The sequence below is a fragment of the Corynebacterium pseudokroppenstedtii genome, assembly GCF_019754945.1.
In the GTDB taxonomy this organism is placed as follows: domain Bacteria; phylum Actinomycetota; class Actinomycetes; order Mycobacteriales; family Mycobacteriaceae; genus Corynebacterium; species Corynebacterium pseudokroppenstedtii.
The window spans coordinates 69,268-94,649 of record NZ_JAEUWU010000005.1; the positions used below are offsets into that span (position 1 = coordinate 69,268).

The following is a 25,382-nucleotide window of genomic DNA, read 5'->3' on the forward strand; positions in this document are numbered from 1 at the left end:
GTCGTGTATTAGTACCGCGAGCTCGGGGAGGTGCCAACGCTCCGGCACAGGTTTTACTCCGCGGCTGTTACCCCGCAGTTGTTACTCCGCGACGCTAATGGCGGTGCGCACCCATCTTCGCGAGGTCGTGGTCGATGTCCTCAGCGGTGTCTTTCGCTTTGGATTCTTGCATGTAGAGCTCGGATCCGTGAGCGCGGAACTCTTCAGCCATCTTCGCCATGCCCGCTTCCACATCCGCCGGATCACCTACCGGGTTAGTTATCGGATCACCGTTGCCGACCTCCGTCCGGTCACCCATCGGGTCGCCGACTTCAGGCATGCCGAGCATCGTCTCGCCATAAGCGTCGCGAATATCTTGGCTAATCCGCATGGAACAGAACTTCGGCCCGCACATGGAACAGAAATGTGCGGTTTTCGCTGGTTCGGCGGGCAACGTTTCGTCGTGGTAGGCCTGCGCGGTGTCGGGGTCGAGCGAGAGCGCGAACTGATCGTTCCACCGGAACTCAAACCGCGCCTTACTCATCGCATCGTCCCAGGCCTGCGCACCCGGATGCCCCTTGGCCACATCCGCCGAGTGGGCAGCGATCTTATACGTAATCACGCCCGTTTTGACGTCGTCACGGTTGGGCAAGCCCAGGTGCTCTTTCGGTGTGACATAACACAGCATGGCCGTCCCGCCCATCGCAATAGTGGCCGCACCGATAGCGGACGTAATGTGATCGTAACCAGGGGCAATGTCGGTCACGAGTGGCCCCAGCGTATAGAACGGTGCACCGTGGCACCAGTCCTGCTCGACACGGATGTTCTGCTCGACGAGGTTCAGCGGAATGTGCCCCGGACCTTCGACCATGACCTGGACGTCGTAGTCCCAGGCACGCTGGGTCAATTCGGCGAGTGTGCGCAGCTCAGCGAATTGCGCCTTGTCGTTGGCGTCGGCGATGGACCCCGGACGCAGCCCGTCGCCAAGAGAAAACGCCACATCGTAGTGGGAGAAAATCTCGCAAAGCTCGTCGTAGTGCTCGTACAGAAAGCTTTCCTTGTGATGTGCCAGGCACCACCCAGCCATGATGGATCCACCGCGGGACACAATACCGGTCACACGATCCGCCGTGAGTGGCACATACGGCAGCAGCACCCCGGCGTGAATGGTCATGTAGTCGACACCCTGTTCGGCCTGCTCAATCACCGTATCGCGGAAAATCTCCCAGGTCAGAGCGTTTGCTTCACCATTGACCTTTTCGAGCGCCTGGTAGATAGGCACTGTGCCGATGGGCACAGGCGAGTTCCGGATAATCCATTCGCGCGTGGTGTGGATATCGTCGCCGGTCGAGAGGTCCATAACGGTATCGGCTCCCCACTTCGTCGCCCACCGCAGTTTCTCGACTTCTTCGTTGATTGACGACGTCACTGCCGAGTTCCCGATATTGGCGTTGACCTTGGTGAGGAACCGACGCCCGATGATCATCGGCTCGGACTCGGGGTGGTTGACATTGGCGGGGATGATCGCGCGCCCGGCGGCGACCTCATCGCGAACGAGCTCAGGGGAGCAGTTTTCCCGCAGCGCGACGTACTTCATTTCTGGTGTAATGATGCCGCGCCGGGCGTAGTGCATTTGTGTGACACGGTGGCCGCTTTTCGCTCGGACGGGTCGGCGCGTGGTGCCGTGCCATTCCTGCGACGACGCCCCGCGCTTGACGGCGGAACGCCCGTCGTCTTCGAGTTTCTTGCCGCGTGCTTCGTAGGCGGTGGTGTCGTCGCGGTCGGTTATCCAGGGTGTTCGCAGTCCGGGGAGGCCGCGAGTCGGGTCGACGTCGGGTCCCATCGTGCGGTAGATGCGGGCCGGTTCGTTGGGTCCAGTGGGTGAATCGTCGAGAGTGACTTCGGTGTACGGGACGCGAAGCCCGTCCTTTTCGACGAATCTCTCGTGGTGCTTGGGGTGGTTTTCGCCGTGGACGGTGTGTGGGCACGGTGATGAATCGGTGGGTGCAGACATGCCTAAGGTCCTCTCTTCCTTCGCCGGCATGATCCGGACAGGTTCGGACGGTCGGAGCGGCGTCAGCTCCCTCTCAGCCCGTGCCATGGGCTCCCGTGGGGTCGTGGCTTAGTGTATGTCAGGCGGCGGGTGTAGTCAGAACGTTCGCGACAAAATGTTGCAACCGGGGGTAAGTGGGCGTGCCAACGGCGTGGGTCACAGCCAGCCAGCATCGCGCGCGACGGTAGCTGCTTCGGCGCGAGTCGTGGTGTTAGTTTTCGCGATGGCGCGAGATATGTGATTGCGAACGGTGCCAGGGGAGAGGAACAGCGTCGACGCTATGCTCGCGATCGTCGCTCCCGTGAGCGCTTCGCGGAGCACATCGCGTTCGCGGGCGGTGAGCGGATTGTCCCCGGTGGCGCGCACTTTGTCATGAAGCTGCAGGGGAATGATGGTTTTGCCTGCATAGACGTCCCGGATCGCGCTGGTCAGCGTTTCTACGGGTGAGTCCTTGACGACGAAACCACGCGCGCCCGCGTCGAGTGCCCGTTGCAGGTATCCGGGCCGGCCGAAGGTAGTGACGATAATGACTCGGCACTGGTTGTGCTCGGCGAGATCTGCGGTGGCCTGAATGCCGTCGATACCAGGCATTTCGATGTCGATGAGCGCCACATCGGCGTGGCTGTCAGCAATACGATGTGTGAGGTTATGCGCGTCCGTTGCAGTCCCGACGACGTCAATATCGCGCTCCAGAGTGAGAAGCGACTCGAGAGCACTCAGGATGAGTGATTGATCGTCGACGATGAAGACGCGGATGACGTCTTCATTGGGTTGGTGGGGGCTCATGGCTCTCCCTTCTGCGTCTGTGCCGACGGAGTCTTCGTCCTTTTTGGCATGGTCTCGACGGTGAGTATCGTCCCCTTACCCGGCGCTGAGTGGATCGAGAACGACGCGCCGATATTGTGGGCGCGACGTTTCATGCCCTCCAGCCCGTGTTGTTTCACATTGGCGAGCCCATGGTGCCGGCCGCCGTCCTCCGCGTTGGGTAACCCATTGGCATTGCTGCGTTTCTTCTGGTCAAAGCCGCGTCCGTCGTCGGCAATAATGAGTTTGGCGGGCGTCGCGGTGATGGATGCGGATTGTGCCTCGGCGTGACAAAGAATATTGGTGGTCGCTTCTTTCACTATTGCTGCGTAAAGCGAAGCTGTGGCGGGTGGAAGATCGTCGTCCACCTGTGCGGTGAGAGAAATCCCCGCGGAGGTACACACTGCCTGCGCTTCTTCGATAGTTTCCGTTAACGACGGGGGAGCTAGCTCGTCAAGCGCGGATCGCATGTCGTTGAGGGCGGAATGGGACAGCTCGTAGATTTCGTCGATTTCGCCGCGAGCTTTGTCCTTGTCGGCATCGACGAGGCGCGACGCGAGCTGCGCTTTGACTGCAATGACGGTGAGGCTGTGGCTCAGCACATCATGCATGGCGGTGGCATAGGCCTCGCGTTGGTGCGCGCGGTCCAGCTGGCGCTCGAGTTCCCGGCGTCGTTCTTCGTCGGCGTGGGCGACTCCTACTCCAATGACGATCGCGACACCCACTCCGACGGCAAGGACGATGGGCAATGTCTGACCGTGGAGCTGCGGTGATGCGAAGAGAACGCAGACGACGAGAACCGTCGATACGAAAATCCCCGTTATGATCCCTTGCCGACCGGATCGGATAAAGACCCACAGCGCACAGATGTATGGAATGAAACACACGGAAGATAGGCCAGTGACGGGGTAAGTCACCGCCCCTATGGCAATAAGGACCCCCGTGACACCCCATAGTTTGAGCGCCTTGTTGTCCTCGAATTTGTGTACATACCGGTAGACGCTGAGATATACGACGCCGAAGGCTATGACCAGTATCGACGCGATGATCCGAGCGAAGATGCCGGCGTCGGCGGTGAAACATGTCCCAAGAGGGAAGGTCAGATAGATGAGCCACACGGCCGGATACAGGAGCTCAGTATTCCTCCAGGTGCGGGGGTGTGGTCGGGCCATGATTGCTGTCTCCGTGTGGACGTGGTGATGCTTGTGGTGCCGAGTTTTCGGCGCTTATTTCTTGATGGCTCTTCGTACCCCTACGACGCACAGGAGGGCGAAAATTGCGGTCCACATGAGTGTAACGGAGAGCGCGAAAACCGGGGATTCAGTCATAATGAGGTTCCCGTTGTTGCCGAATTGATCGCCTGCCATTTGCGGCCAGTGCGCGATGGTGATGGGACCGTAGAACGGTGTGAAACGCGAAATATCGAAGAGTGTTCCGTGTAATGGCATGAATACTCCGCCGAAAAAAGCCAGAATGACCAGTGATCCCGAGGAGATGCCCGTCGCTGTTTCGGTGCGCAGCCAGAGTGCAGCGGCGAGCCCATAAACAGCGAAAGGGAGGGTAACGAGCCAGCTCAGAACACCTGTTGCTATCCACTGCCATACATGGTCGAACTGGGAACCTGTTGCGACCGCGGTGGCGAACGTCACCAGGATGGGGAGAGCAGCGAACGCGACCATAGCGACAATCGTCCCCGCCACGGACTGCGTCGTGGTGAGCCCCGCGAGGTGGAGTTGGCGGTTCCATCCCTCCTGCCGAGCCTGCGTCGCGCTACCAGAGATCGAGGTCATGGCGATGGCGGATCCGTAGAGCCCCATCCCGGTCATGATGAAGGCCGCGACGTTGCCCTCCCTGAGCACGGAGTCCGAGTTCTCCGTGGCCGTCCCGAACATTAGGTACAAAGCTGCGGGCAGAATTAGGCAGAAAACAAGGGTTTCTGGCCGACGAAGCAGCTCCGTGAAATAGTGCCAGCTGTACAACATTGTCGACGTCAACCCTGAGCGAGAACGGGGCGTTGCCGTGTTCTGCAAGGGCGCGGTTGATATTGGTCGTGTGGAAATCATCTGTAACTCCTGGTTTGGGGGTGGTGTGGGGGCCGTGCCTTCACCGCGTAAGTTCAGTGAACGCATCGTCGAGCGCAGCGCGATTCACGGTGGGATGAATAAGCAACTTTTGCTGCAGAGTGTGGAGTAAAACCTGGTCAGGGTTTGTGGTGTGAATGATGACCTCCTCGCCGTGCCGCTCATACGTGTCGTCTGCGGAGAGACACGCTTTAATACGAGCGTCGACGCGTGAAGCAGCGCTGGGCCGCGCCGCGCTGGGCAAATACCCTTCGTCCGCGCTGACTGCAGATCCGGGTGCTGAACTATTCCGCGCACCCTCGTCGTCGGCAATGGCCAACGAAGCTCGGATAATTGTGGGATAACGCGAGGTCAGTTGCTCGGGTGTCCCGTCGGCAACAATTTTTCCAGCGTTCAGGACGATAACCCGGTCGGCATATCGCTCCGCCTCCGGGAGGTAATGCGTGGCGAAGAGCACGGTGATGCCGTCGTCGGCCATGGATTGGATGCCGCTCCACAGCTCAGAGCGTGTTGTGACATCTAGCCCGGAGCTGGGTTCGTCGAGGATGAGAACCTGCGGGTCCGACATGGTGGCTAGAGCCAGCCGCAGCCGTTGGCGCTGACCGCCGGAAAGCTTTCCGATTTTGCGTTTCCTCAGCCGGTTGAGGATCGGGTCGCGCAGGACCGCGCTGGGGCTCAGGCGTTGCGGGTGAACGGAGGTGAGGGTTCGCACCATTCTCTCGACGGTCATGGTGCTGGGTAGGCCGCCGTCTTGAAGCGCGGCACCGACAATCCCGGCGCGCACTGCGCTCGCCGGGGTGCGGCCGTACACGGAGATCGTGCCGGTGTCGGGCTGGGAAAGTCCGAGAATGAGGTCAAGAAGTGTGGATTTACCTGCGCCATTGGGCCCGAGTATGGCAACGACTTCGCCGGCATCAACCGATAGCGAGACGCCGTCGACCGCGGTGGTTGCCCCGAACTTGCGAGTGACTTCCCGAACAGTGATGGCGGTGCGTGAACTGGTCATAAACCAAGTACAGCCGACGATGGCGGCGTGGAACAGTGCCATTTGTCATGGTTTTCGCGGCGGTCCGCGCAGGCTTGTATGTGTGAGTATGTGTGAGTTTATTTGTGAAACCTGTTATCGGGTAACCCGCGCGCTTAGTGTGGAAACATGACCTCTTCCTCGTCCTCGCCCGACCGTGCTCAATCTGCCCGCTCCCAATCCGGCCGCCCCTCGCCGATTCCCGTCGTCCTGACCATCGCCGGCTCCGATTCCTCCGGCGGCGCGGGAATCCAAGCCGATCTCAAAACCATTTCCGCACTGGGCGGCTACGGGTGCGTCGCCATCACCGCCGTGACCGCGCAAAACACACGAGGCGTCGACGCCGCCGAATACATGAGCCCCGGCTTCGTCGCCCAGCAAATTCGATCAGTGGCCGACGATTACCCGATCGACGCGATCAAAATCGGAATGGTGGGCAGTTCTTCCATTGCCGACGCCATCGTCGCGGAGCTCACCGCGCTATCGTTTGCTGGACCGGTGGTGTGGGATCCAGTGATGGTGGCCTCCAGTGGCAGCTCGCTTGTCGACGACGAAACGACGGCGACCAGCGGTTTTGTGGACCTCGCCCGACGTGCGGACGCGTTGACTCCTAACGGGCGCGAGCTCGTCGGGCTCTGCGACATGGCGGGGGTAGCGGTGCCCGCAACGCTGCGGAAGCATCTTGACGCTATTGATTCTCAAGGCTTGGATAGCGGTAGCCCGAGCGTGTCCGCTGCGGGTGGAAGCCATAGCGAAGAAAATGTCGACCCCGGCGAAGAGCATGCCAGCAAAAGCGAAAACAACGTCGGCAATGAGGAAACCACGGTAGAAGGCGAATCCCTGACGTCGGCAATTGCGGAGGCGGCGTCGGCGTTGTCGGAAGCTTTGGCTACGGTCATTGTTGTCACCGGTGGTCCTGATAATGGTTTCGGCGATGATGGCCCGAAGGTCACCGAGGTTGTTGCCGATCGTGAGCAGACGGCGTTGCTGAGCCACGACAGGGTGGCGACGACGAATACGCACGGGACAGGCTGCACGTTTAGTTCGGCTCTGGCCACGTACGCCGGCCTTTCCACGCACCCTGACGTATCCGCCTGCGATTGGCGAGCTGCAGTTCACGATGCAGCCACTTGGACGCGCCGGGCATTAGTGGCGGCGGACCCCCTTGACTTCGCGATCGGGCTCCACCGGAACAGGGATAGCAGCGGTACGCCCGAGCCGGCTCACGTGAACGGGAATGCGCCGTTGGACCACTTTTGGGAGCATCGATAATCAGCCCCACACCCGGTCGCGGCACACCCCGCACAACTCCTCCGACCAGTGCTTTTACAGCTCCGGCATCCCCGCGATGTACGCCGCCTGCCCGACGTGCTGGGCAGCGTCGTCGACAATCGAAACCATGCGCACACCGCGCGTGACCTCGGGCGTCCAATCGCGGTCGATCACCTCGTCCCAATCAACGTCCGACTTCGCGTACGCGATGAGCGCGTTCAAAGTCTCAATGACATAGGACACGAGCAGTTCTTGATCATTAACGACGATGGACCGCGCTTCCTCGGCCGAGTGCCCGTAGCCGAGCGAATCGCCGTTGTCGAGGGCGAAACGCTCCTTGAAACCATGGGTGGTCCAAACCTGCTCGGAGCCGTTGAGCTGCGATAATTGCATATCAACCTCCCGGCCCGCGTGCCAGAGGAGCCACGCGATGGAATTGTCGTGGCCACCGGGGTGAGCGTTGAGCTGGGTCGGGGCGAGGTTGGGGAGGCCCTTCGCGGCGTCGATGGGTCGTGAGGCGAAATCAACGAAAATGTCGGTAGCGTTCATATTTCCGTTGTACACGGGACGCTGTGTGGCTGCAGATCAGTGGCGTGTGGCGGTGTGCGCGTGGCGTCGGCTTTATCGCAGCGTGCGCCGTCGTCGTCGGGCGCCGAAAACCGTCGGCAAGCGTCGAAAATCGATGACCTAGATCCGCATACTCATGTGCTTGTGCGGCCGCCCAGCTTCCTCGAATTCCTCCCCATCAACCACGAAGCCGAAGCGCTCGTACCAATCGACGAGGTGGGACTGGGCGTCGACCTCGATCAACGCGCCCTTGTTGGGGTCGATCCCCGCCGCTCGCTCGGTACACACCTCGAGGGCCTTTTTCACCAGCTGCGTCGCGATCCCGTGCCCGCGCGCATCGTTGGCCACACACACGCGGCCGATGTGCTGCCCCTCGTCGGGTTTCCCGAAAACTCGGGCTGTTCCGACCAGATGCACGCCACCTTCGGTCTCGTAAGCCAGAAGGTGCTGAGTCCCGGGGTGAATGTCGATATCGTCGATCTCTTTGTAGGGGCTTTCCTGTTCGTGGACAAAAACATCGACGCGGAGTTTGTACAGCTCATGGACCTGGGCGGCGGTCATGTCCATGAGGCGCTTGCCGGTGAGATAGACGCTCACTAGGCCTCCTCGCTGGTCGCCTCGGCGTACACGGCGCGGATGGAATCAGCCGACTCCTCTAATTTCTCCTGTTCCCAGGCGTCGACAATCGGTGGGAGGCGACGAATCAGGCCCTCGGATCCCAACACCGCGGGCACCGACATGGAGATGTCGCCCAAGCCGTACTCGCCATCAAGGCGTGAGCAGACCGGGTGGACGGAGCGCTCGTTCAGCAGAACGGACTTGGCCAACACGTTGGCGGAGCGAGCCACACCCGCGTCGGTCCATCCTTTCGCGAAGAAAACGTCGTAGGCCGAGTCAACGACGCGCTGTTTAATGTCCTCGCGGGACGGTAGATCCTTGCCATTCCAACGTTCGAGCTCAGACCAGGAAACGCCCTGCACATTGAGATTAGACAGAATCGGCACTGCGGTCGTGCCATGCTCACCCATCATGTAGCCGGTCACCGACTTAGGGTCAATATTGAGCTCTTGCGCAATAGCCCAGCGCAGACGAGCTGAATCGAGCATGGTTCCGGTGCCCAGCACTTTCGAGGCCGGGTAATCGAATTCTGTCGAGGCGATCTGAACGACAGCATCCAGAGGATTCGTGATGAAAATGATGACTGGTTCCTTCGTGCGCTCAGACACATTCTTCATGACGTCACGAGCGGCTTGTGCTCCCACCTTAGCCAGTAGAGAACGGGGAGGAACGTAATCCGGGCGATCCGGATCAGGCACAATTGACGCGCCCGCTGCGCAAATGATCACGTCAGCGTCACGGGTGTCGTCGTACGTGCCCTCATGGATATACGTGTTTGTCGTTCCGGGTACACCGGTTGATTGAGAATGGTCGAGCCCCTCGCCGAGAGCTAGCCCCTCTTTCGTGTCTATGACCGCAATTTCGGAGTACAGGCCTGACGCCATCGCAAATGTGACCACCGACGAGCCGACGTGGCCTAGGCCTACCACCACAAGTTTCGTTGAATGCATACTTATTACAGTAGAGCGTCTAGGTTTGTTGGTCACGCAGACCTCGGTGTTTGAGTGGCCATAGTGTGTCGGTGTTTAGCTGCCGCACACTCTGCAAAACTCGGAGACGTGGCCACTTGGAGACGTGGCCACATAGGTGGACTATGCCTTTACCGGAGCAAGAACGGCGTCCCCTTCAGGCTTCTCAGGGTCTATCGTCGTATCCGTCGCGTCCTTGTTCGTTGTTTCGCCGCGAGCTTCGCGCGTAATCGCATCGGCAAGGAATTCGACCCGCTCGGCCGGGAAAGAAAAGTGGATTGCCATCCAATAAATTGCCAGCGAGAACACGATGATGACGGGGACGGCAGTGTCGAAGTGGAGCAGGCCGATTCCGCCGTCGTAGTCTCCCAGATAGGAGATGATGGCAAGTCCGGCAAGCCATGGGATGTACCAAAAGCCCGCGCGGAAAGCCATGTTGTAGCGGTTCATTGCCTCGTGGCGGCTGAAGGCTTTATTGACAGCAAGGAGAACTAACCCCAGCTCCATAGCGATGAAGAGTTTAAGGTCGGTGGTCCAGCCGGTCCAGTACACCAGCAGGTTCGAGGAGATGAACCCCAGCATGGGCAGAAGATGCCCGAACGGTGCTTTGAAGGTGCGTTGATGGTGAGGCAGCCGGTTGCGCAATGCCGCCATCGTTAGTGGACCTGAGGCAAAGGATAGGACTGTGGCCGACGAAATAAACCCGGCCATTTGTTGCCACGAGGGGAAGGGGAGGAAGAGCACGAGTCCGACGACAAAAGCGACGATCATGGAGATAACGGGGGCTCCGTGGCGGTTCGTTGTGGCCAGTTTAGCTGGGGCGTTGCCGTTTCGGGCCATGCCATGCGAGATTCGGGCGGTGGTCGTGACGTAGATGAGTCCGGTATCTGCGGGTGAGACGATGGCGTCGATGTAGAGGAGAACGGCTAACCAGCCTGCTCCTAGCATCGTCGAGATTGCCGCGAGTGGGCCGAATGAGTCGTTGAAGTTGAGGTTGGACCAATGTCCGCCCATATTGGCGATAACGCTATGTGGAAGAACACCAAGGAAAGCTGTCTGAAGTCCAACGTAAATCAAAATACAAATAAGAACGGATCCGACGACGGCAAGGGGAACATTTCGACGTGGATTACTCGTTTCGCCGGCCAATTCGATGCCTTGGCGAAAACCTAGGAAAGAAAAAACGATTCCGGAGGTTGCAATGGCGGTGAAGACGCCGTGCCAACCGTGGGAGAAAAAGCCTTCCCCTGCGGTGAAGTTGCTGCCGTGGAAACCTAAGGCGACAAAGGAAACGATGACCAGGCTAATAATCCCTAGTTTCCACCACACTAGGACGTTATTGATACGGCTGAACCAACGGATTCCGAAGTAATTGATGACGACGAACACCGCCATGAGCAGTACTGCCACCGCAATTCCCAACGGCGTAAGTGTGTGGACGGTTTGACCGCTGACCACATGTTCATGCGTGAACGGGCCGTATTTCGTGGCATAGGTGAGGGCTCCCATGACTTCGATTGGAGGAAGTGCGAGAGCCGCAATCCAGTTGATCCATCCGGTCATATATGAGGCGAAACCGCCGAACACGACGTGAGGGTAGCGCACCACCCCGCCCGAGAGAGGGAACATGGTACCGAGCTCTGCGTAGCACAGGGCTATAAACAGGATCATGACCCCGCCTAGTGCCCATGAGATTATTGCTGATGGACCTGCCGCTTGAGCAGCCACCATTGACCCGAACAGCCATCCGGAGCCGATGATAGATCCGACGCTAGCGAACAACAGACCAATACTCCCGACGCCGCGGTGTAAGGAATGGTCCGCTCGAGCGGTGGTGGAGATTGTGTTAGCGGTGCCCGCTGTTTTTGTGGCGGTTCGCCCGCGAACGAATCCCGACATTTTTGGTGTGACCTCAGGCGATGCCATCTCGGTCTCCCTTCCTGTGAACAATCAATTGTTCGTTACGCTAGACCTCTCCCGAATAATTCTTAGTATCGGAAACAATAATTTAATATTTCTTTGCATTTTTGCTGTTCAGGTGCGCGTTAGTAACACGACGGAAATAAAACACGATGGTGTTGTGAATCTGTCGGTATCTCAGCCGGAATTGTGGACACGCCTCACGGTTGCGATGTGACGCCTAAGAATTTTCGGCCACTTTCGGTATATGCCGTCGCTTTTTCGTAGGGACAATGTATGCCCCACACTTTTAGCATGTCGGAGGTCTCGGCAGCGGTGGTGACATGGACAACGTTGAGATTAATGGCTGATGTGTGGGGTACGCACCGGCTTCGGCGCATCCACGTAGTAATCCTGGAGGAGGGGAGACACTATGTCGCAGAAATGTTGACGTTGTGACCGGGGAGGGGTAGGTTCGCTTTCAATACATAGACCGCTCGGTCTATTCCGGACGAGCGGTACTTAGACAACGTAGTACGAAGGCGAACCCATGGAAGCAATAATTATTTTTCTTCTGATCGGCGTTGGTGCGCAGCTGGTCAAGGGAAGCATGGGGATGGCCTACGGGGTTACCTCAACAACACTGCTGGTGTTTACCGGCGTGCAGGCAGCAACAGCGTCAGCAATCGTCCATCTCGTTGAGGTGGGCACGACCCTTGCACTGGGCCTTAGCCACTGGAAAATGGGAAACGTCGACTGGAAACTGGCTTTATCGTTAGGTGCTCCAGGCGCGCTCGGAGCATTTGTTGGCGCACGTGTTCTCGGTCAAGCGAGCTCCTCGGCAGCGCGACCGGTGACCGCTGCGATCCTTGTGGCCTTGGGGACGCTTATTGTGTTGCGATTTGTCGGACTCATCACCATTCAAACGAAGACAGTGTGGGGGCCGAAGCGCCTCGGTGCCCTCGGTGTGGTGGTCGGCGGTTTGGATGCCACGGGTGGCGGTGGCTGGGGAACAATGACTACATCAACGCTGATGGCCGCCGGAAAACGGGAGCCGAGACGAATAGTCGGTACAGTCTTGGCCGCGCAATTCTTCGTCGCCACCGCAGCGACGCTGGGCTTCATTCCCGTACTGGCTAGAGAAGTTGAACACCATGCGGCGCCAGCATTAGGCCTATTCATAGGTGGGATTATTACCGCTCCGTTTGCTGCGTGGCTTGCCGGGAAAGTTAATGCGTCAGTACTCGGCGGAGCGGTTGGCGTGTTGCTTGTAGGGCTGAATGTCAAGGTTTTACTCGACGCCCTTGGTGTTAGCCATGCATCTCACTGGGAAGCAGTCGTCTTTGCTGCCGGTTTTGGAATGATTGCAGGCAATTGGGCCCGGCAATACGCTCAGTCCCGGGAGGGAAAGAACAGTTCAGGCCGATATTTGACGCATAACGACGCTGGCTCACGTCGAGGAACTATCTCGCGTTATCCCGGGTCCGACGAGCATACGGATGTGCGTGGCGCAGAAGCGATCAAGACAAGCACTGCCGGTCTCGCACCTGAGCAGACATCTAGTCCAGTTTCAGGGGCACGATGTCCCTAAATTCGAAGTAATAGACAGAGCGGTCTAGAATTTGGGCACAATTAAAAACAGCTTGGTCTGCCACTAGGGGGTCGACTGGGACTCTGAGGTTAGGCAGTGCGCTGGTTGCATACAACCCCGTTTATCGAGTGAAAGAGCTTCAATGAGGCACGTCATAAGTGTTTCGTAAACGACGAGTTGTGGTGATCCTTCCGGGCGGGGTCAGAGCAATCACCGTGCGAGCGATCGTGGAGTACCCAATGCACTATCCCCACCGGCGAGGAACCGACGCCCCACGCCACGTCGTCGCCGTCGACGTCTCCAACCATTGTTGCCGTATGAAAGCCAGATATTGCTGGTCAGATGGTGAGAACGCTGTCTAACCAGGATGACAGGCCGCGGCGTTTGATCCGACAGCCCCGCGATGTGACATTCCGAGTTCTCAACGCAACCCAATTAATCCGGCTTCTCGCCACACCCCAACGAAGGACAAAACAATGACAACCCCCACCCGTAACGAAACAACTCAGAACGATTCTTCCACCACCGGTGTTACTGATTCACCCCGTGCCCAGGCAACCGGTGAGCGGACTGTCCGAGGGCAGAGGGCCGGCGGACGCACCGCGGGCGGACGTTCTCGCCCCCGCCGGAAGCCGAAACCTCAAGGGCAGTGGGCTGTCGATGGCCACGAAGCCCTCAATGACGACGAAAAGATCAAAGCCGAGGACGCCGGTGTTGCTGTTGCCCAGCGTGTTCGAGATATTTATGCTCTCCAGGGATTTGATTCTATTCCTGCGGATGACCTCGCCCCACGTTTTAAATGGATCGGTCTTTATACTCAACGCCGCCAGGATATGGATGGAGAGCAAACAAGCATCAAAAGCAATGCTGAACTCCAGGACCATTACTTCATGATGAGGATCCGTTTAGACGGCGGCGTCGTTAATTCGGAGCAGCTAACGGTCATCGGTGAAATTTCCCGCGACTTTGCCCGCGGAACCGCGGATTTCACGGATCGACAGAATGTGCAGCTCCACTGGATCCGAATCGAGGATGTTCCGGAGATTTGGGATCGCCTAAACAGTGTGGGCTTGTCCACGAATTTTGGTTGCGGCGATGTTCCGCGCGTCATTCTGGGATCGCCGGTGGCCGGCGTCGCTGCTGATGAAATTATTGATGCAACACCGGCGATCGAGGAGATTAAAAACAATCGACTTCCTAAGCCGGAGTATTCAAATCTCCCTAGGAAGTTTAAGACTGCAATTTCGGGAAACTCTCGTCAAGATGTCACACACGAAATTCAGGACCTTTCGTTTATCGGTGTTAGGCATCCTGAGCACGGGCCCGGCTTCGATGTATGGGTAGGCGGCGGCTTATCGACGAATCCCATGCTCGCCCAGCGTCTCGGCGTTTTCGTTTCTCTCGACGAGGTTCCTGATGTGTGGGAGGGAATCGTCTCTATTTTCCGGGATTACGGTTATCGCCGGTTACGCAATCGCGCGCGCTTGAAGTTCCTGGTGGCTGATTGGGGCGTCGAAAAGCTACGTTCGGTTCTGGAAAATGATTACCTAGGTCGTCCGCTCCGTGACGGTGTGGAGCCGCCGGTTGCCCCAGGTTATCGGGATCATATCGGTGTTCACGACCAGCAGGATGGGCTGAAGTATGTGGGTGTGAAACCTACGGTTGGGCATACTGAGGGACGCCAGCTGATTCGCTTGGCTGAGCTAGCCGATAAATTTGGATCGGGTCGAATTCGAACGACGCCGAATAAAGAACTCCTATTTCTCGACGTCAAACCGGGTCGTGTGCCGCATCTGCTTCATGCCCTTGATAATGAGGGACTATCGGCGAAGCCTTCGAGTTTCCGACGTGACATTATTTCATGCACGGGTTTGGAATTCTGCAAACTTGCCCTCGTTGTGACAAAACAACGCGCAATTCGGTTGGCCGATGAACTCGAAGAACGTTTAGGCGATCTCGATGTTCCCTTAAAGATCAGCCTTAATGGTTGCCCCAACTCTTGTGCCCGAACGCAATTGGCGGATATCGGCCTCAAAGGGCAAATCGTCACCGATCAAGATGGCAACCGCGTTGAAGGATTCCAAGTGCACCTAGGAGGGGCCCTCGGATTCCATCCCGATTTTGGACGAAAACTTCGTGGTCACAAAGTCACGAGTGCAGGACTCGCTGATTACGTCGAAAGGCTTGTCACAAAATATAAAGCCGATCGAAACAAAGGTGAACAGTTTCGCGAATGGGTCCTTCGCGCCCCAGACGAGGATTTGCAATGAGCGCAGCAGCAATCGAAAACCACGTCGGCAATCATTCTGATATGAACTCGCCTACGAATTCTTACACCGCCAACGCAGATATTCCGGAGGAGGATAAGGCGCCGAAACTTCATCGCGATGTTCCCGGAAAGAGAGGCCATTCGAATCCGAATCGGGCCGTCGTTAATAACTGTCCCTATTGTGGTTCGGAATTGCTTTTCCCTGATACGCAAACCGAATACGCCTGGGAATGTCGGGAATGTTGCCATGTTTTCAGCGTGAAATTCCATGGATACCTGCCCAGAAACGTAAGCAAACAAAACTAGCAGTAACCGCCCCACACCGGCAGCGTTCACAAGGTTCATTAGGAAGCTAATCGAGATGAGCCCTGTCGCGGTGGATACCGGTGAATACTAAGGAGTGACTCTCCATGCCCACCCCGACAACGGATCACGGCGAACATTTATCGACGACGGATGCGCCTGATTTCCGCGGCGCGGAGCACAACGCGCCCAACCCCCGGAGGCCAGAGAAGGCCGCGCAGACCTCGATCGTCCGGCATACCCGTGGCATCGAAGACCCCATCGTCGAGGCGCGGGACGGAAATATGTCAGACGGAAACGCACCTGACGTCGATAATGATTATCAGGCAAAGATGCTGGACTTGGCTCTCGAGCACTCCGCGGACCTGGAACAAGCCAGTGCGGAAGAGATTATGCAGTGGGCGCATGACCATATCCCGAAGCTGGCGGTCACGTTGTCGATGCAGGACACCGTCTTGGCCGATCTCGCGGAGAAATACGCTCCCGCTGCCGACCTTGTCTTTTTGGACACCGGCTACCACTTTGCCGAGACGCTTGATGTCGCAGATGCCGTCGAGAAGCGGTATTCGAACCGCCTTCTTCGCATCGTCCCACACCTCACCCGCCGTGAGCAGGACCAACAATATGGCAAGGATCTCTACGCAACCGATCCCACCCTCTGCTGCCACATGCGGAAAGTCGTGCCGCTCCAAGAAACGCTGGCGGGCTACCCCGCGTGGGTGACGGGGCTTAAGCGTGTCGACGCTCCGTCCCGCGCGCACACTCCCGTCCTGGAAATCGACAAGGGCGGGCGGCTGAAAATCAATCCCATCATTAGCTGGACTGACGACGACGTCGAGAACTACATCGTTGATCACGACTTGATCCGACACCCCTTAACGACGCAGGGGTATCCGTCCATCGGATGTGAGACGTGCACGGCCCGGGTGCAAGCGGGGGAGGATCCGCGGTCCGGGCGTTGGCAAGGGAAGGAGAAAACCGAGTGTGGCCTGCATGTGTAGGCCACGCCGGCATGTCACTCCCGACGGTGAGCGCCGCCATCCGCCTGACACCCTCGCCACCTACCTCACACCACCTCGCACCCCCACACCACAGTTAGGAAAACCTCATGACAACAGCCGCCCCGACGCGCGTCGCGTCCTCTTTACCTGCACACCTAGCGTTACTCGAAGCGGAAGGCATCGACATCATCCGGCAAGCCGCCGGCCAGGCAGACCGCGGCGCCATTTTGTTCTCCGGCGGCAAAGACTCCGTCGTCGTCCTGGAACTCGCCCGCCGCGCATTCGCCCCCGCGTCGATCCCCTTCGAACTCCTCCACGTCGACACCGGCCACAACTTTCCCGAAGTCCTCGCGTTCCGCGACTCGATCGCCGCCCGCCCCGGCGTCACCCTTCGCGTCGCTAAGGTTCAAGATTGGATCGACCGCGGCGAACTCCATGAGCGTCCCGACGGCACACGTAACCCGTTACAGACCGTCCCTCTCGTCGAGACGATTGAAAACCAGGGTTACGACGTCGTTCTCGGCGGGGCACGTCGCGACGAGGAAAAAGCTCGCGCGAAGGAACGCGTGTTTTCCGTCCGTGATTCGTTCGGCGGGTGGGACCCGCGCCGGCAGCGCCCCGAACTGTGGGGCATTTACAACGCAAGAGTCCAGCCGGGCGAGAATGTCCGCGTTTTCCCCATCTCCAACTGGACGGAGGCCGACGTCTGGGACTACATCGACGCGCGCCACCTCGAACTCGCCCCCATTTACTACGCCCACCAGCGCAAAGTGTTCAACCGCAACGGGATGTGGCTCTCACCCGGCGAGTGGGGCGGTCCGCGCGATGGCGAAGAAATCGTCACGAAGACCGTCCGCTACCGCACCGTCGGTGACATGTCATGTACGGGAGCGGTCGAGTCGGAAGCCCGCACCAACGCCGACATTATCGACGAAATCCGCCGCTCAACCACGACCGAACGCGGCGCAACCCGCGCAGATGACAAATTGTCCGAATCCTCCATGGAGGACAGGAAGAAAGATGGGTACTTCTGATGTCTCACAGCACAACCGCCACGCTCGACACCGCCGCCGACGACACTCACGCGACGACCACCACGTCCGACGACATCCGCACCGCCCCCACCCCAACCAACAACGAGCTCCCCACCGTCCGGCTCTGCACCGCAGGTTCCGTCGACGATGGCAAATCCACATTCGTCGGCCGCCTGCTTCACGACACGAAATCGATCCTCAGCGACCAGTACGAAGCAGTTCAGCGCTCGTCGGAGGCTCGGGGGCTGGCGGAGGCGGACCTCTCGCTCCTGGTCGATGGCCTCCGTGCCGAGCGCGAGCAAGGCATCACCATCGACGTCGCTTACCGCTATTTCGCCACTGACCAGCGCAAATTCATCCTGGCGGACTGCCCCGGCCACGAGCAGTACACACGCAACACCGTCACCGGGATGTCCACCGCGGATGTCGTCATTTTGCTTATCGACGTGCGCAACGGGGTAGTCCGCCAAACTAACCGACATGCGACGGTCGCGGGCCTCCTCGGCGTCCCGCACGTCGTCGTCGCTGTCAACAAAATCGACCTGGTGGATTACGACGAAGCCACCTTTCGCACCATCGAGGACCAAGTTGCGGCATTGGCGGATCGCGCGCACCTCAACGACGTCCGCGTCGTCCCGATCTCCTCGCTCAAGGGGGACAATGTGGTCGAAAGGTCCGCCCGAACGCCGTGGTACACCGGCCCCAGTATCGTCGAAATCTTAGAAAACATTGACGACGCCGCTACAGTCGAGGACGCCGCTGACCAGGCTCTTCGCCTGCCGGTGGACTACGTGATCCGCGACCACGACTCCGAATACCGAGGCTTCGCCGGCCGAATCGCGGCAGGTTCCGTCGGCGTCGGTGACGAAGTGACGGTCACCGACGGCCGCACCGCCCGAATCACAACGCTCAGTATTGCTGGCGACCCGGTCGAGGCGCCGGCCCGCGCAGTCGCCGGCAGCTCCGTGAGTGTCGAACTGGACACGGACATCGACTTGTCGCGCGGCGCGCTGATCGCCGGAACACCGCACCCCCACACCGCCAACACCGTCCAGGCCACCATCGTCCACACCAGCCAACGCCCGCTCGTCGTCCGTCGTCGGTTATTGCTGCGCTACGGCGCGCACACCACGAAAGCCCAATTGTCAGATATCCAAGGCATTATCGACGTCGATTCCGGCACATTGCTCCCCACGCGCCCCAGCGAATTCAATGACGAACCCGTGACGACGCTGGAATCCAACGAACTGGCCCGCGTCACCATCAAAACGCGGGATGCCATCCCATTCGAGCCCTATCAACCGGGCGGCAAGATCGGATCTTTCTTGCTTATCGACGATCAGACGGGCGATACCGTGGCCGCCGGCTTGGTCCTTCCGCGGGAAGCTGAGCAAGCGAATCGCGCGACGGCGTGAGAGAGACATGAAAGTCATGTGAGTTATGAACGTGCTGGTAGAGGCGCTTATCAGCCACGATCGTTAGGAAAGGAGGCACAGTGAACCACTCCGCATTGATTTTGTTAGCCCACGGCAGCCGGCATAACCATGTGACGCACGTGCTTCGCGACATTACCGACGCCGTGGCCCGCGAATCCCGCATCGCCGGCCGCTTCGGGGTTTACGTGGCGTTTTTGGACCACGCCGAGCCCGACCTCGTGCAGGTGAGCGCCCGATTGGCCGAACTCGGATACGATCGCGCTGTTGTCGTGCCACTTCTGTTTACCGACGCTTTCCACTCGCGTGTCGACGTTCCGGCGCAGGTGAAGGAAGCGCAGGACGCCTCCGGGCTGACGATGTCTATCGCGCGTGGTTTGGGAACGGGCGACGATCTTGCTGCAGTGTTGGAGCAGCGTTTCAGTCGATTGGTCCCTGAGGCGTTTAGCTCGGGGAGTGGCCTCACGGCTGGTAGTGAGACTAACGGTGAGGCTTCTGCGCTGGTCGATGGCTCCTCAGCTTGGGCGTCCGAGACCACGCTTGGTCCAGGGAACACACCTGCGCCGGTGATCCGCGTTCTTTATTCTGTGGGCAGTTCTGATCCTGCGGCCAATGACGCTGTCAGCCGTCTGGCTGCGAGTATCGGTGCAACGTCCGTTGCAGCAACGGGTGAGCATCCGAAGGGTGTCGCAGCCATTGACCACATCGTTGCCCACCACGGAGAGGCCAATCACGGTGACCTAGACCAGGGAAAACGAAAGAAAGATCGGGTCGTCACGGGATCGGGCGAGCCGTCCGTCGATCCTCTGGTCGTTATCCAGCCCTTGTTCGTGGCGCCTGGGAAGTTGTGGGCTATGGCAACCAAGGAACTAGCCCACAGACAGAGTCAACCCCAGTCGGTCGAAACACAAACCTTGCGCGAGCGCCTCACCTGCAGACGAGGTGGTATTCCTCAGACGCTTGGCTATTCAAATGAGGCACCCGACGTTCCCGATGTCAGGTTCCGATGCGGATCCCCACTTGGAGTCGATTTAGCGCCCATGATCGCAGATCGGGCGTGCTCAGCGTAATAGATTCCCCGAAACCCCGGGTAATACGACAGAAGGCGGTGCGGACAGAATCCTGGGGTGCGAAGCACCGACGCGCGGATGAAGGAGCCGGTAGACGGAAAACTGCAGGGAAACTACACCTAGAGCCCAAAACTGCGGGCGAATATGCGCCCAAAAATAAAAGTGTGGGGGTATATGGTCCATTTTCGGCCATTTTTCGCCCATATTCCCCGGCAGTTTTCACAACGGACCCCTATATACCCCCACAGTTTTCCGGCACGCGGACACGTTTTGGCGTATAAACCGGAACTCCCAAACCCCCGAAACGCAACTTGCCCCCCGGCGCCTCATCATCTACGAGGTCCGGGGGCTCACCATCACTCCTCGCTCACGCGCGAATGAATGACCATGTCGTCCCACTCGACAACCTTCTTCCGCTCGCGGTCTTCCTTTTCGCCGAGCTTATGCTCGTACGCTTCGAGCGCGTGGTAGCCCTCCCAGGAGGTCACCTCGACACCCTTATCGCGGAGCAACCCCAGCACGGCGTCGGGATCCGTCGTCTCTGGTTCGGTCAGCACGCCATTTTCAAGGTCTTCCAGCAGGCAGTCGACGGTTTCGTTCGCGTCGCCTTTCGTGTTTCCGATCAAGCCGACCGGCCCGCGCTTAACCCAGCCCGTGGTGTACAACCCGTCGAGGGTTTCCTCCGATCCGGGCTCACGCACAATGCGTCCAGCGATGTTGGGAATCACGTGGTGCTTGTCGTCGAAGGGGATTTCCTCGGCGGGATCAGACCGGTACCCGACGGCGTGATAGACAGCCCCCAACTCCCAGTCCTTGTATTTCCCGGTACCGCGGATTCCACCGTTGCCGTCAAGCTCGGTGCGCTCCGTGCGCAACCCGGTGACCTTGCCGTCCTTCGTCAAAATCTCAACCGGCGACTCGAAGAAATGGATATACAACTTGTGGGGGCGGTCCTCGATCTCACGGATCGCGTACTGCTCCAGAATGCTGCAGACCATGTCCTGGATCTTGGAACTCCGACGAGTCGCTTCAGAGGCCTCGTCGTATTGAATATCCTCGGGGTCCACAATCACCTGGATAGTGGGGGACTTATCCAGTTCCTTGAGCTCCATCGGTGTGAATTTCGCCTGCGCAGGCCCACGACGCCCAAACATGTGGACTTCCGTCGCCTTATTCTTCTTCAGTGCCTCGTACACATTGTCGGGAATTTCAGTAACGTGCAGTTCGTCGGCCGTTTTGGCTAACACGCGCGCGATATCGACCGCGACGTTACCGACGCCAACAACTCCGACTTTCTCGGCGTGTAAATCCCAATCGCGCTGGAAAAGGGGGTTGCCGTCATAAAAACCGACGAATTCTCCGGCGCCCCAGGAACCGTCGGCACCCTCACCAGGAACGTTGAGCGCGCGATCCCCGGTGGCCCCCGTCGCGAAGATCACGGCGTCGTAAAGAGACTGGAGCTCGGACAGGGTGATGTCCTTGCCGTACTCCACATTCCCGATCAACCGGAGCTCAGGTTTGTTCATCACCTTGTGGAGAGACTTAATAATTCCCTTGATGCGCGGGTGGTCGGGCGCAACGCCATAACGGATAAGGCCAAAGGGGGCTGGCATTTTTTCAAAAAGATCAATGGCGACGTCGCCGTCGTATTTCTTCATGAGAGCATCTGAAGCGTAAATACCAGCTGGTCCGGAGCCAATGACGGCCACACGTAGAGGTCGATCCATGGACTGAGGTTCTCCTTTTATTGCGGTGTAATTGAGATTCGTAATGCGATGCGCTTGTATCCGGATTCTTTCCGACGACGAGCCGGGGAGCATCAACGTTGCGTTTATCTAATTCGCGGAATCGTGATCCGCCGCTCGACGAACACGATTACCGACGACGATTTCCCGCGGGTAACCGACGCAATCGACGGCGACTGAACTCCACGAATCCGAAACTATACCACTCTGTCTACTTTCGTTGTGCGGTCGGGTGCCCCACCTGCTGCCCGTTGGTACGTTACTGCAAATTCATGGCGCGTCAATCCCCGCGAAAGTGGCAAATAGTCGCGAAAGGCACACACAAACGGAATAATGAAGGGCATATCCGCATATGTGCCAAACCCCACAAAGGTGAATCATCGGTGGTTCAGCACACGTGCGCCGGAACAGCGAGTAAGCCGAGTAACCAGACTGCGTCATCATCACGTAACGCTGAGTAATTGTGGAGGTTTAATCACATGCCGTGTGCCCTATACATCGACGTCGGAGGAGCTTTCGGAACGTCGGCAGGCGACGCCCTACCAGCATCCCTTCAGGGAAATGTCACCCGAATTATTTCCGGAGAGCCGGGATCACCCACTGACCCTTCAGCGCTTGTTGCCGAGGCAGTGGAGAAGGCCTCCGAACAGAAGGCCTCCGACGAACAGCAGGGCGCACTCGTTGCCACCGGGGACATCACCGTTGATTCGCGCATCGCGGCCAGCATCGGCGTCCCCGTCGTCCTCCTCTTCATTGCCGGCGCCGCCCCCGACCCGCTTCGCGTCTCACTCAGCATCTCCACAGCCGAGGGCGAGGGGGCCACGGTCGCGGCCATCGTTACCCAGGACGGGAACCCTATCGACGGCGTCCCGTCCAGCATCCCCGTCATTGCAGCGTCCGACGAGGCCGCACTCGACTACGCGGTGTCGTCGGCAGTAGGGGAGAGTGGCCACCTCGAACCCGTCATCGGCCCGGAAGTATTCCAACACAACCTCATTGACCAGGCACGCGCCTCCGGGGCGCGCATTGTCCTCCCCGAGGGCGACGACGACCGTATCCTCCGCGCCGCCGACTGGTTGTTAGAGCACCACGTCTGCGACCTCACCATCCTCGGCAACCCCGACGACATCGCGGCACGGTCCACCGAACTGGGACTCAACCTCAGCGACGCCACCATCGCCGACCCCCAAGGCACCGACGACGAATCCGTCGAACAGGCCGAAAAATTCGCCGCCACCTTCGCTGAACTGCGGAAAAAGAAGGGCATCACCCTCGACGACGCCCGGGAGACAATGAAGGACATCTCCTACTACGCCACCATGATGATCTACGACGGCCAAGCCGACGGCATGGTATCCGGCGCCGCGCACACCACCGCCCACACCATCAGGCCAGCGCTACAGATCATCAGAACCGCGCCGGGTTCCTCCGTCGTCTCCTCCATCTTCCTCATGGTCATGCGCGGGAAACTCTGGGCGTTCGGGGATTGCGCCGTCAACCCCAACCCCACCTCCGAACAGTTGGCAGAAATAGCCGTCACTTCCGCCGACACCGCCGCCAGCTTCGGGATCGACTCCCGCGTTGCCCTCTTGTCCTACTCGACGGGATCCTCCGGAGCAGGCGATGACGTCGACAAAGTCACTCGCGCGGTAGAACTAGCGCAGGCCAAAGCCACCGACACGTCGCGGAACGGCAGCTCCATCGCCATCGACGGGCCGATCCAGTTCGATGCCGCCGTCGAGCCATCCGTCGGCAAGAAGAAAATGCCCGACTCCGACGTCGCTGGGCAGGCCACGGTCTTCGTCTTCCCCACTCTCGACGCAGGGAACATCGCGTACAAGGCGGTTCAGCGCACCGCGAACGCGCTGGCTGTGGGGCCGGTACTCCAGGGCCTGAACAAGCCAGTCAATGATCTCTCCCGCGGGGCCACCGTGCCAGACATCATCAACACTGTGGCCGTCACAGCAGTGCAAGTGGCCGCACAGACCAGCACCCGCGATTCCGCACAGTCCTGACCCGCCACAGAGAGAAGCGACATGATGAAGACAAGCGACACACCGACCCCGGCAGACACCTCCGCGGCCGCCGCGCCGAATGCCCCCGAAACTTCTGGACACGAGAATGACGAACTCGTCCTGGTGCTCAACTCGGGTTCGTCGTCGATCAAATTTCAGCTGGTCAACCCGGCTAATCACGCCACCGATGACCCCTTCGTCTCCGGGCTCGTAGAGCAGATCGGGGAGGAAACTGGGCACATCACCATCAAATACGCGGGGGAGAAGCACACCCGCGAGCTGCCCATTCTCAACCACACAGAGGGACTTGATGAAGCGCTGAACTTCCTGGACTCACTCGGTGTCGGGCTCTCTACGCTGAACCTGGTGGCGTGCGGGCACCGTGTTGTCCACGGCGGGCGCCTGTTTAACAGCCCCGTCCTTATCGACGACGAGGTCGTCGGCCTGATTAGGGACCTTATTCCGCTGGCCCCGCTGCACAACCCGGCCAACCTGGACGGCATCACGGTTGCGCGGAAAATCCTGCCCGACATCCCCCATGTCGCGATCTTCGATACCGCCTTTTTCCACTCGCTCCCGCCCGCTGCCGCTCTGTACCCCATCGATGCCGAAACGGCCATGAATTACGCCATCCGGCGATACGGGTTCCACGGCACGAGCCACGAGTATGTCTCCCAACACGTGCCCGATCTTCTGGGCAAGGCACCCCACCAGGTGAATCAAATTACGCTGCACCTGGGGAACGGTGCCTCCGTCGCAGCCATCCGTGGCGGCCACGCCGTCGACACCTCAATGGGAATGACACCACTGGCGGGCATCATGATGGGCACCCGCTCCGGCGACATCGACCCCGGCATTGTCTTTCACCTCGCACGCAACGGCATGACCATCGACGAGATCGATGACCTACTCAACCGACGGTCCGGCCTCAAAGGCATGAGCGGCGTGAATGATTTCCGCGCCCTTCAGGAGAAGATTGACCGCGAGGATCAGGACGCCTGGAGCGCCTACAACATGTATGTGCACTCCATCCGGCGTTTCGTGGGCGCGTACATGCTCATCCTCGGGCGCCTCGATGCCATCACGTTCACGGCAGGAGTTGGTGAGAACCACGCCGGGATTCGCCGTGATACCATGGCTGACCTGGAGAATTTCGGCATCCTCATCGATGACGAGCGGAACAACTCGCCGTCCCGGGAAGCGCGGCTCATTTCTTCCGACGATTCTCGCGTGAAAGTATTTGTTATTCCGACGAATGAGGAATTAGCCATCGCGCGGTATGCCGCGGGCTTCGCCCATCACTAGCGACGACGGGCTGGTGCAACGTGCAACGGCGTGTGGTGGGGCACTGCGCGCGGGCGAGGGACAATCTGCTCTATCGCACTCCTGCGCCTGAGAACTCCTTCTACGCCTGTGGTGGCGTCTCCGCTGTCGTGTCGGGCCGAGCAGTCCGTCGATTAAGCGTCCAGCGGATAAATTGGAAAACGGACGCTGCGATGATGAGCGCCGCGAAAAGGCGGTTAGTCCACGACTCGTCGATGTAACCCAGTGCGCGAACGATCAGTAACAGAGCACCAGCGAAGAACATTACGGCTGCGAAGACTTTGTCGTTATACCGCATGGTCACATCTCACCGTCCAGTTATCGTCGTCTGGG

The 25,382-nt window shown here is 59.1% G+C and carries 22 protein-coding genes and 1 riboswitch; of the genes, 11 read left to right on the forward strand and 11 right to left on the reverse strand.

The features are described 5' to 3' along the window. Nucleotides 1-94: 94 nt before the first annotated feature. The 5 genes from thiC to JMN36_RS09235 form a co-directional block, all read right to left on the reverse strand. A complete protein-coding gene (gene thiC, locus JMN36_RS09215; protein WP_204087482.1) occupies nt 95-1,993 on the reverse strand; it encodes a phosphomethylpyrimidine synthase ThiC in 1,899 nt (632 codons plus the stop codon). Beyond that, a riboswitch (TPP riboswitch) is annotated at nt 1,992-2,100 on the reverse strand. It overlaps the preceding gene by 2 nt. An 88-nt stretch (nt 2,101-2,188) precedes the next feature. Then, on the reverse strand, nt 2,189-2,818 hold the full coding sequence (locus JMN36_RS09220) for a response regulator transcription factor (RefSeq protein WP_221924295.1): 630 nt from the start codon (nt 2,816-2,818) through the stop codon (nt 2,189-2,191). Then, entirely contained in the window at nt 2,815-4,008 is a 1,194-nt protein-coding gene (locus tag JMN36_RS09225) for a sensor histidine kinase (protein WP_204087480.1), read from the reverse strand. The genes JMN36_RS09220 and JMN36_RS09225 overlap by 4 nt, the downstream gene beginning before the upstream one ends. A 54-nt stretch (nt 4,009-4,062) precedes the next feature. Further along, nucleotides 4,063-4,899, reverse strand: coding sequence for an ABC transporter permease (locus tag JMN36_RS09230; RefSeq protein ID WP_204087479.1), 837 nt, complete (start codon nt 4,897-4,899; stop codon nt 4,063-4,065). Between the two features lie 40 nt (nt 4,900-4,939). Further along, nucleotides 4,940-5,923, reverse strand: a complete 984-nt coding sequence (locus tag JMN36_RS09235; protein WP_204087478.1) for an ABC transporter ATP-binding protein — start codon at nt 5,921-5,923, stop codon at nt 4,940-4,942. A gap of 147 nt (nt 5,924-6,070) precedes the next feature. On the opposite strand from JMN36_RS09235, the gene thiD reads away from it, so the two are divergent. Beyond that, the gene (gene thiD / locus JMN36_RS09240) at nt 6,071-7,213 is read left to right on the forward strand and encodes a bifunctional hydroxymethylpyrimidine kinase/phosphomethylpyrimidine kinase (protein WP_204087477.1); all 1,143 of its coding nucleotides are present in this window, start codon (nt 6,071-6,073) and stop codon (nt 7,211-7,213) included. A 54-nt stretch (nt 7,214-7,267) separates the two neighbouring features. Here the strand turns inward: thiD and JMN36_RS09245 are convergent, their stop codons facing one another. The 4 genes from JMN36_RS09245 to JMN36_RS09260 all read right to left on the reverse strand — a co-directional run bounded on the left by JMN36_RS09245 (nt 7,268) and on the right by JMN36_RS09260 (nt 11,292). After that, nucleotides 7,268-7,762, reverse strand: a complete 495-nt coding sequence (locus JMN36_RS09245; protein ID WP_204087476.1) for a DinB family protein — start codon at nt 7,760-7,762, stop codon at nt 7,268-7,270. Between the two features lie 138 nt (nt 7,763-7,900). After that, on the reverse strand, nt 7,901-8,377 hold the full coding sequence (locus JMN36_RS09250; RefSeq protein ID WP_236881884.1) for a GNAT family N-acetyltransferase: 477 nt from the start codon (nt 8,375-8,377) through the stop codon (nt 7,901-7,903). Beyond that, nucleotides 8,377-9,348 carry a lactate/malate family dehydrogenase gene (locus tag JMN36_RS09255; protein WP_221924296.1) on the reverse strand — a complete coding sequence of 324 codons (972 nt, stop codon included), beginning with the start codon at nt 9,346-9,348 and terminating at the stop codon, nt 8,377-8,379. The genes JMN36_RS09250 and JMN36_RS09255 overlap by 1 nt, the downstream gene beginning before the upstream one ends. 141 nt (nt 9,349-9,489) lie before the next feature. Then, nucleotides 9,490-11,292: an APC family permease gene (locus JMN36_RS09260; RefSeq protein WP_221924297.1), complete on the reverse strand. Its 1,803-nt coding sequence runs from the start codon at nt 11,290-11,292 to the stop codon at nt 9,490-9,492. A 523-nt stretch (nt 11,293-11,815) separates the two neighbouring features. Between JMN36_RS09260 and JMN36_RS09265 the strand changes: the two genes are divergently transcribed. The 7 genes from JMN36_RS09265 to JMN36_RS09295 all read left to right on the forward strand — a co-directional run bounded on the left by JMN36_RS09265 (nt 11,816) and on the right by JMN36_RS09295 (nt 19,966). Beyond that, a complete protein-coding gene (locus JMN36_RS09265; protein WP_221924298.1) occupies nt 11,816-12,856 on the forward strand; it encodes a sulfite exporter TauE/SafE family protein in 1,041 nt (346 codons plus the stop codon). 476 nt (nt 12,857-13,332) lie between these two features. Then, nucleotides 13,333-15,126 (forward strand): nitrite/sulfite reductase, encoded by a 1,794-nt coding sequence (locus JMN36_RS09270; RefSeq protein WP_236881883.1) that lies wholly within the window; start codon nt 13,333-13,335, stop codon nt 15,124-15,126. After that, the gene (locus JMN36_RS09275) at nt 15,123-15,431 is read left to right on the forward strand and encodes a hypothetical protein (protein WP_236881882.1); all 309 of its coding nucleotides are present in this window, start codon (nt 15,123-15,125) and stop codon (nt 15,429-15,431) included. Before JMN36_RS09270 ends, JMN36_RS09275 begins: the two co-directional genes overlap by 4 nt. 104 nt (nt 15,432-15,535) lie before the next feature. Beyond that, on the forward strand, nt 15,536-16,429 hold the full coding sequence (locus JMN36_RS09280; protein ID WP_221924299.1) for a phosphoadenylyl-sulfate reductase: 894 nt from the start codon (nt 15,536-15,538) through the stop codon (nt 16,427-16,429). Nucleotides 16,430-16,536: 107 nt separating this feature from the next. Then, nucleotides 16,537-17,463, forward strand: a complete 927-nt coding sequence (gene cysD, locus JMN36_RS09285; RefSeq protein ID WP_221924300.1) for a sulfate adenylyltransferase subunit CysD — start codon at nt 16,537-16,539, stop codon at nt 17,461-17,463. Beyond that, the gene (locus JMN36_RS09290) at nt 17,463-18,878 is read left to right on the forward strand and encodes a sulfate adenylyltransferase subunit 1 (protein WP_221924301.1); all 1,416 of its coding nucleotides are present in this window, start codon (nt 17,463-17,465) and stop codon (nt 18,876-18,878) included. The genes cysD and JMN36_RS09290 overlap by 1 nt, the downstream gene beginning before the upstream one ends. A gap of 80 nt (nt 18,879-18,958) precedes the next feature. After that, a complete protein-coding gene (locus JMN36_RS09295; protein WP_221924302.1) occupies nt 18,959-19,966 on the forward strand; it encodes a sirohydrochlorin chelatase in 1,008 nt (335 codons plus the stop codon). A 356-nt stretch (nt 19,967-20,322) separates the two neighbouring features. Here the strand turns inward: JMN36_RS09295 and JMN36_RS09300 are convergent, their stop codons facing one another. Then, entirely contained in the window at nt 20,323-21,693 is a 1,371-nt protein-coding gene (locus JMN36_RS09300) for an FAD-dependent oxidoreductase (protein WP_221924303.1), read from the reverse strand. Nucleotides 21,694-21,741: 48 nt separating this feature from the next. On the opposite strand from JMN36_RS09300, the gene JMN36_RS09305 reads away from it, so the two are divergent. The 3 genes from JMN36_RS09305 to JMN36_RS09315 all read left to right on the forward strand — a co-directional run bounded on the left by JMN36_RS09305 (nt 21,742) and on the right by JMN36_RS09315 (nt 25,031). Beyond that, a complete protein-coding gene (locus JMN36_RS09305; RefSeq protein WP_221924304.1) occupies nt 21,742-21,891 on the forward strand; it encodes a hypothetical protein in 150 nt (49 codons plus the stop codon). A gap of 299 nt (nt 21,892-22,190) precedes the next feature. Then, complete coding sequence (gene pta / locus JMN36_RS09310; RefSeq protein WP_221924305.1) at nt 22,191-23,726, forward strand: phosphate acetyltransferase; 1,536 nt, start codon at nt 22,191-22,193, stop codon at nt 23,724-23,726. Nucleotides 23,727-23,747: 21 nt separating this feature from the next. Beyond that, a complete protein-coding gene (locus JMN36_RS09315) occupies nt 23,748-25,031 on the forward strand; it encodes an acetate kinase (RefSeq protein ID WP_236881881.1) in 1,284 nt (427 codons plus the stop codon). A 100-nt stretch (nt 25,032-25,131) separates the two neighbouring features. Here the strand turns inward: JMN36_RS09315 and JMN36_RS09320 are convergent, their stop codons facing one another. After that, the gene (locus JMN36_RS09320; protein ID WP_221924306.1) at nt 25,132-25,347 is read right to left on the reverse strand and encodes a hypothetical protein; all 216 of its coding nucleotides are present in this window, start codon (nt 25,345-25,347) and stop codon (nt 25,132-25,134) included. Nucleotides 25,348-25,382: the final 35 nt, after the last annotated feature.

What these genes read in the sequence shown, in the direction of transcription:
- thiC (WP_204087482.1), bottom strand. Translation starts at nt 1,993, where the DNA reads ATGTCTGCACCCACCGATTCATCACCGTGCCCACACACCGTCCACGGC.
- JMN36_RS09220 (WP_221924295.1), bottom strand. Translation starts at nt 2,818, where the DNA reads ATGAGCCCCCACCAACCCAATGAAGACGTCATCCGCGTCTTCATCGTC.
- JMN36_RS09225 (WP_204087480.1), bottom strand. Translation starts at nt 4,008, where the DNA reads ATGGCCCGACCACACCCCCGCACCTGGAGGAATACTGAGCTCCTGTAT.
- JMN36_RS09230 (WP_204087479.1), bottom strand. Translation starts at nt 4,899, where the DNA reads ATGATTTCCACACGACCAATATCAACCGCGCCCTTGCAGAACACGGCA.
- JMN36_RS09235 (WP_204087478.1), bottom strand. Translation starts at nt 5,923, where the DNA reads ATGACCAGTTCACGCACCGCCATCACTGTTCGGGAAGTCACTCGCAAG.
- thiD (WP_204087477.1), top strand. Translation starts at nt 6,071, where the DNA reads ATGACCTCTTCCTCGTCCTCGCCCGACCGTGCTCAATCTGCCCGCTCC.
- JMN36_RS09245 (WP_204087476.1), bottom strand. Translation starts at nt 7,762, where the DNA reads ATGAACGCTACCGACATTTTCGTTGATTTCGCCTCACGACCCATCGAC.
- JMN36_RS09255 (WP_221924296.1), bottom strand. Translation starts at nt 9,348, where the DNA reads ATGCATTCAACGAAACTTGTGGTGGTAGGCCTAGGCCACGTCGGCTCG.
- JMN36_RS09260 (WP_221924297.1), bottom strand. Translation starts at nt 11,292, where the DNA reads ATGGCATCGCCTGAGGTCACACCAAAAATGTCGGGATTCGTTCGCGGG.
- JMN36_RS09265 (WP_221924298.1), top strand. Translation starts at nt 11,816, where the DNA reads ATGGAAGCAATAATTATTTTTCTTCTGATCGGCGTTGGTGCGCAGCTG.
- JMN36_RS09270 (WP_236881883.1), top strand. Translation starts at nt 13,333, where the DNA reads ATGACAACCCCCACCCGTAACGAAACAACTCAGAACGATTCTTCCACC.
- JMN36_RS09275 (WP_236881882.1), top strand. Translation starts at nt 15,123, where the DNA reads ATGAGCGCAGCAGCAATCGAAAACCACGTCGGCAATCATTCTGATATG.
- JMN36_RS09280 (WP_221924299.1), top strand. Translation starts at nt 15,536, where the DNA reads ATGCCCACCCCGACAACGGATCACGGCGAACATTTATCGACGACGGAT.
- cysD (WP_221924300.1), top strand. Translation starts at nt 16,537, where the DNA reads ATGACAACAGCCGCCCCGACGCGCGTCGCGTCCTCTTTACCTGCACAC.
- JMN36_RS09290 (WP_221924301.1), top strand. Translation starts at nt 17,463, where the DNA reads ATGTCTCACAGCACAACCGCCACGCTCGACACCGCCGCCGACGACACT.
- JMN36_RS09300 (WP_221924303.1), bottom strand. Translation starts at nt 21,693, where the DNA reads ATGGATCGACCTCTACGTGTGGCCGTCATTGGCTCCGGACCAGCTGGT.
- JMN36_RS09305 (WP_221924304.1), top strand. Translation starts at nt 21,742, where the DNA reads ATGCGCTTGTATCCGGATTCTTTCCGACGACGAGCCGGGGAGCATCAA.
- pta (WP_221924305.1), top strand. Translation starts at nt 22,191, where the DNA reads ATGCCGTGTGCCCTATACATCGACGTCGGAGGAGCTTTCGGAACGTCG.
- JMN36_RS09315 (WP_236881881.1), top strand. Translation starts at nt 23,748, where the DNA reads ATGATGAAGACAAGCGACACACCGACCCCGGCAGACACCTCCGCGGCC.
- JMN36_RS09320 (WP_221924306.1), bottom strand. Translation starts at nt 25,347, where the DNA reads ATGCGGTATAACGACAAAGTCTTCGCAGCCGTAATGTTCTTCGCTGGT.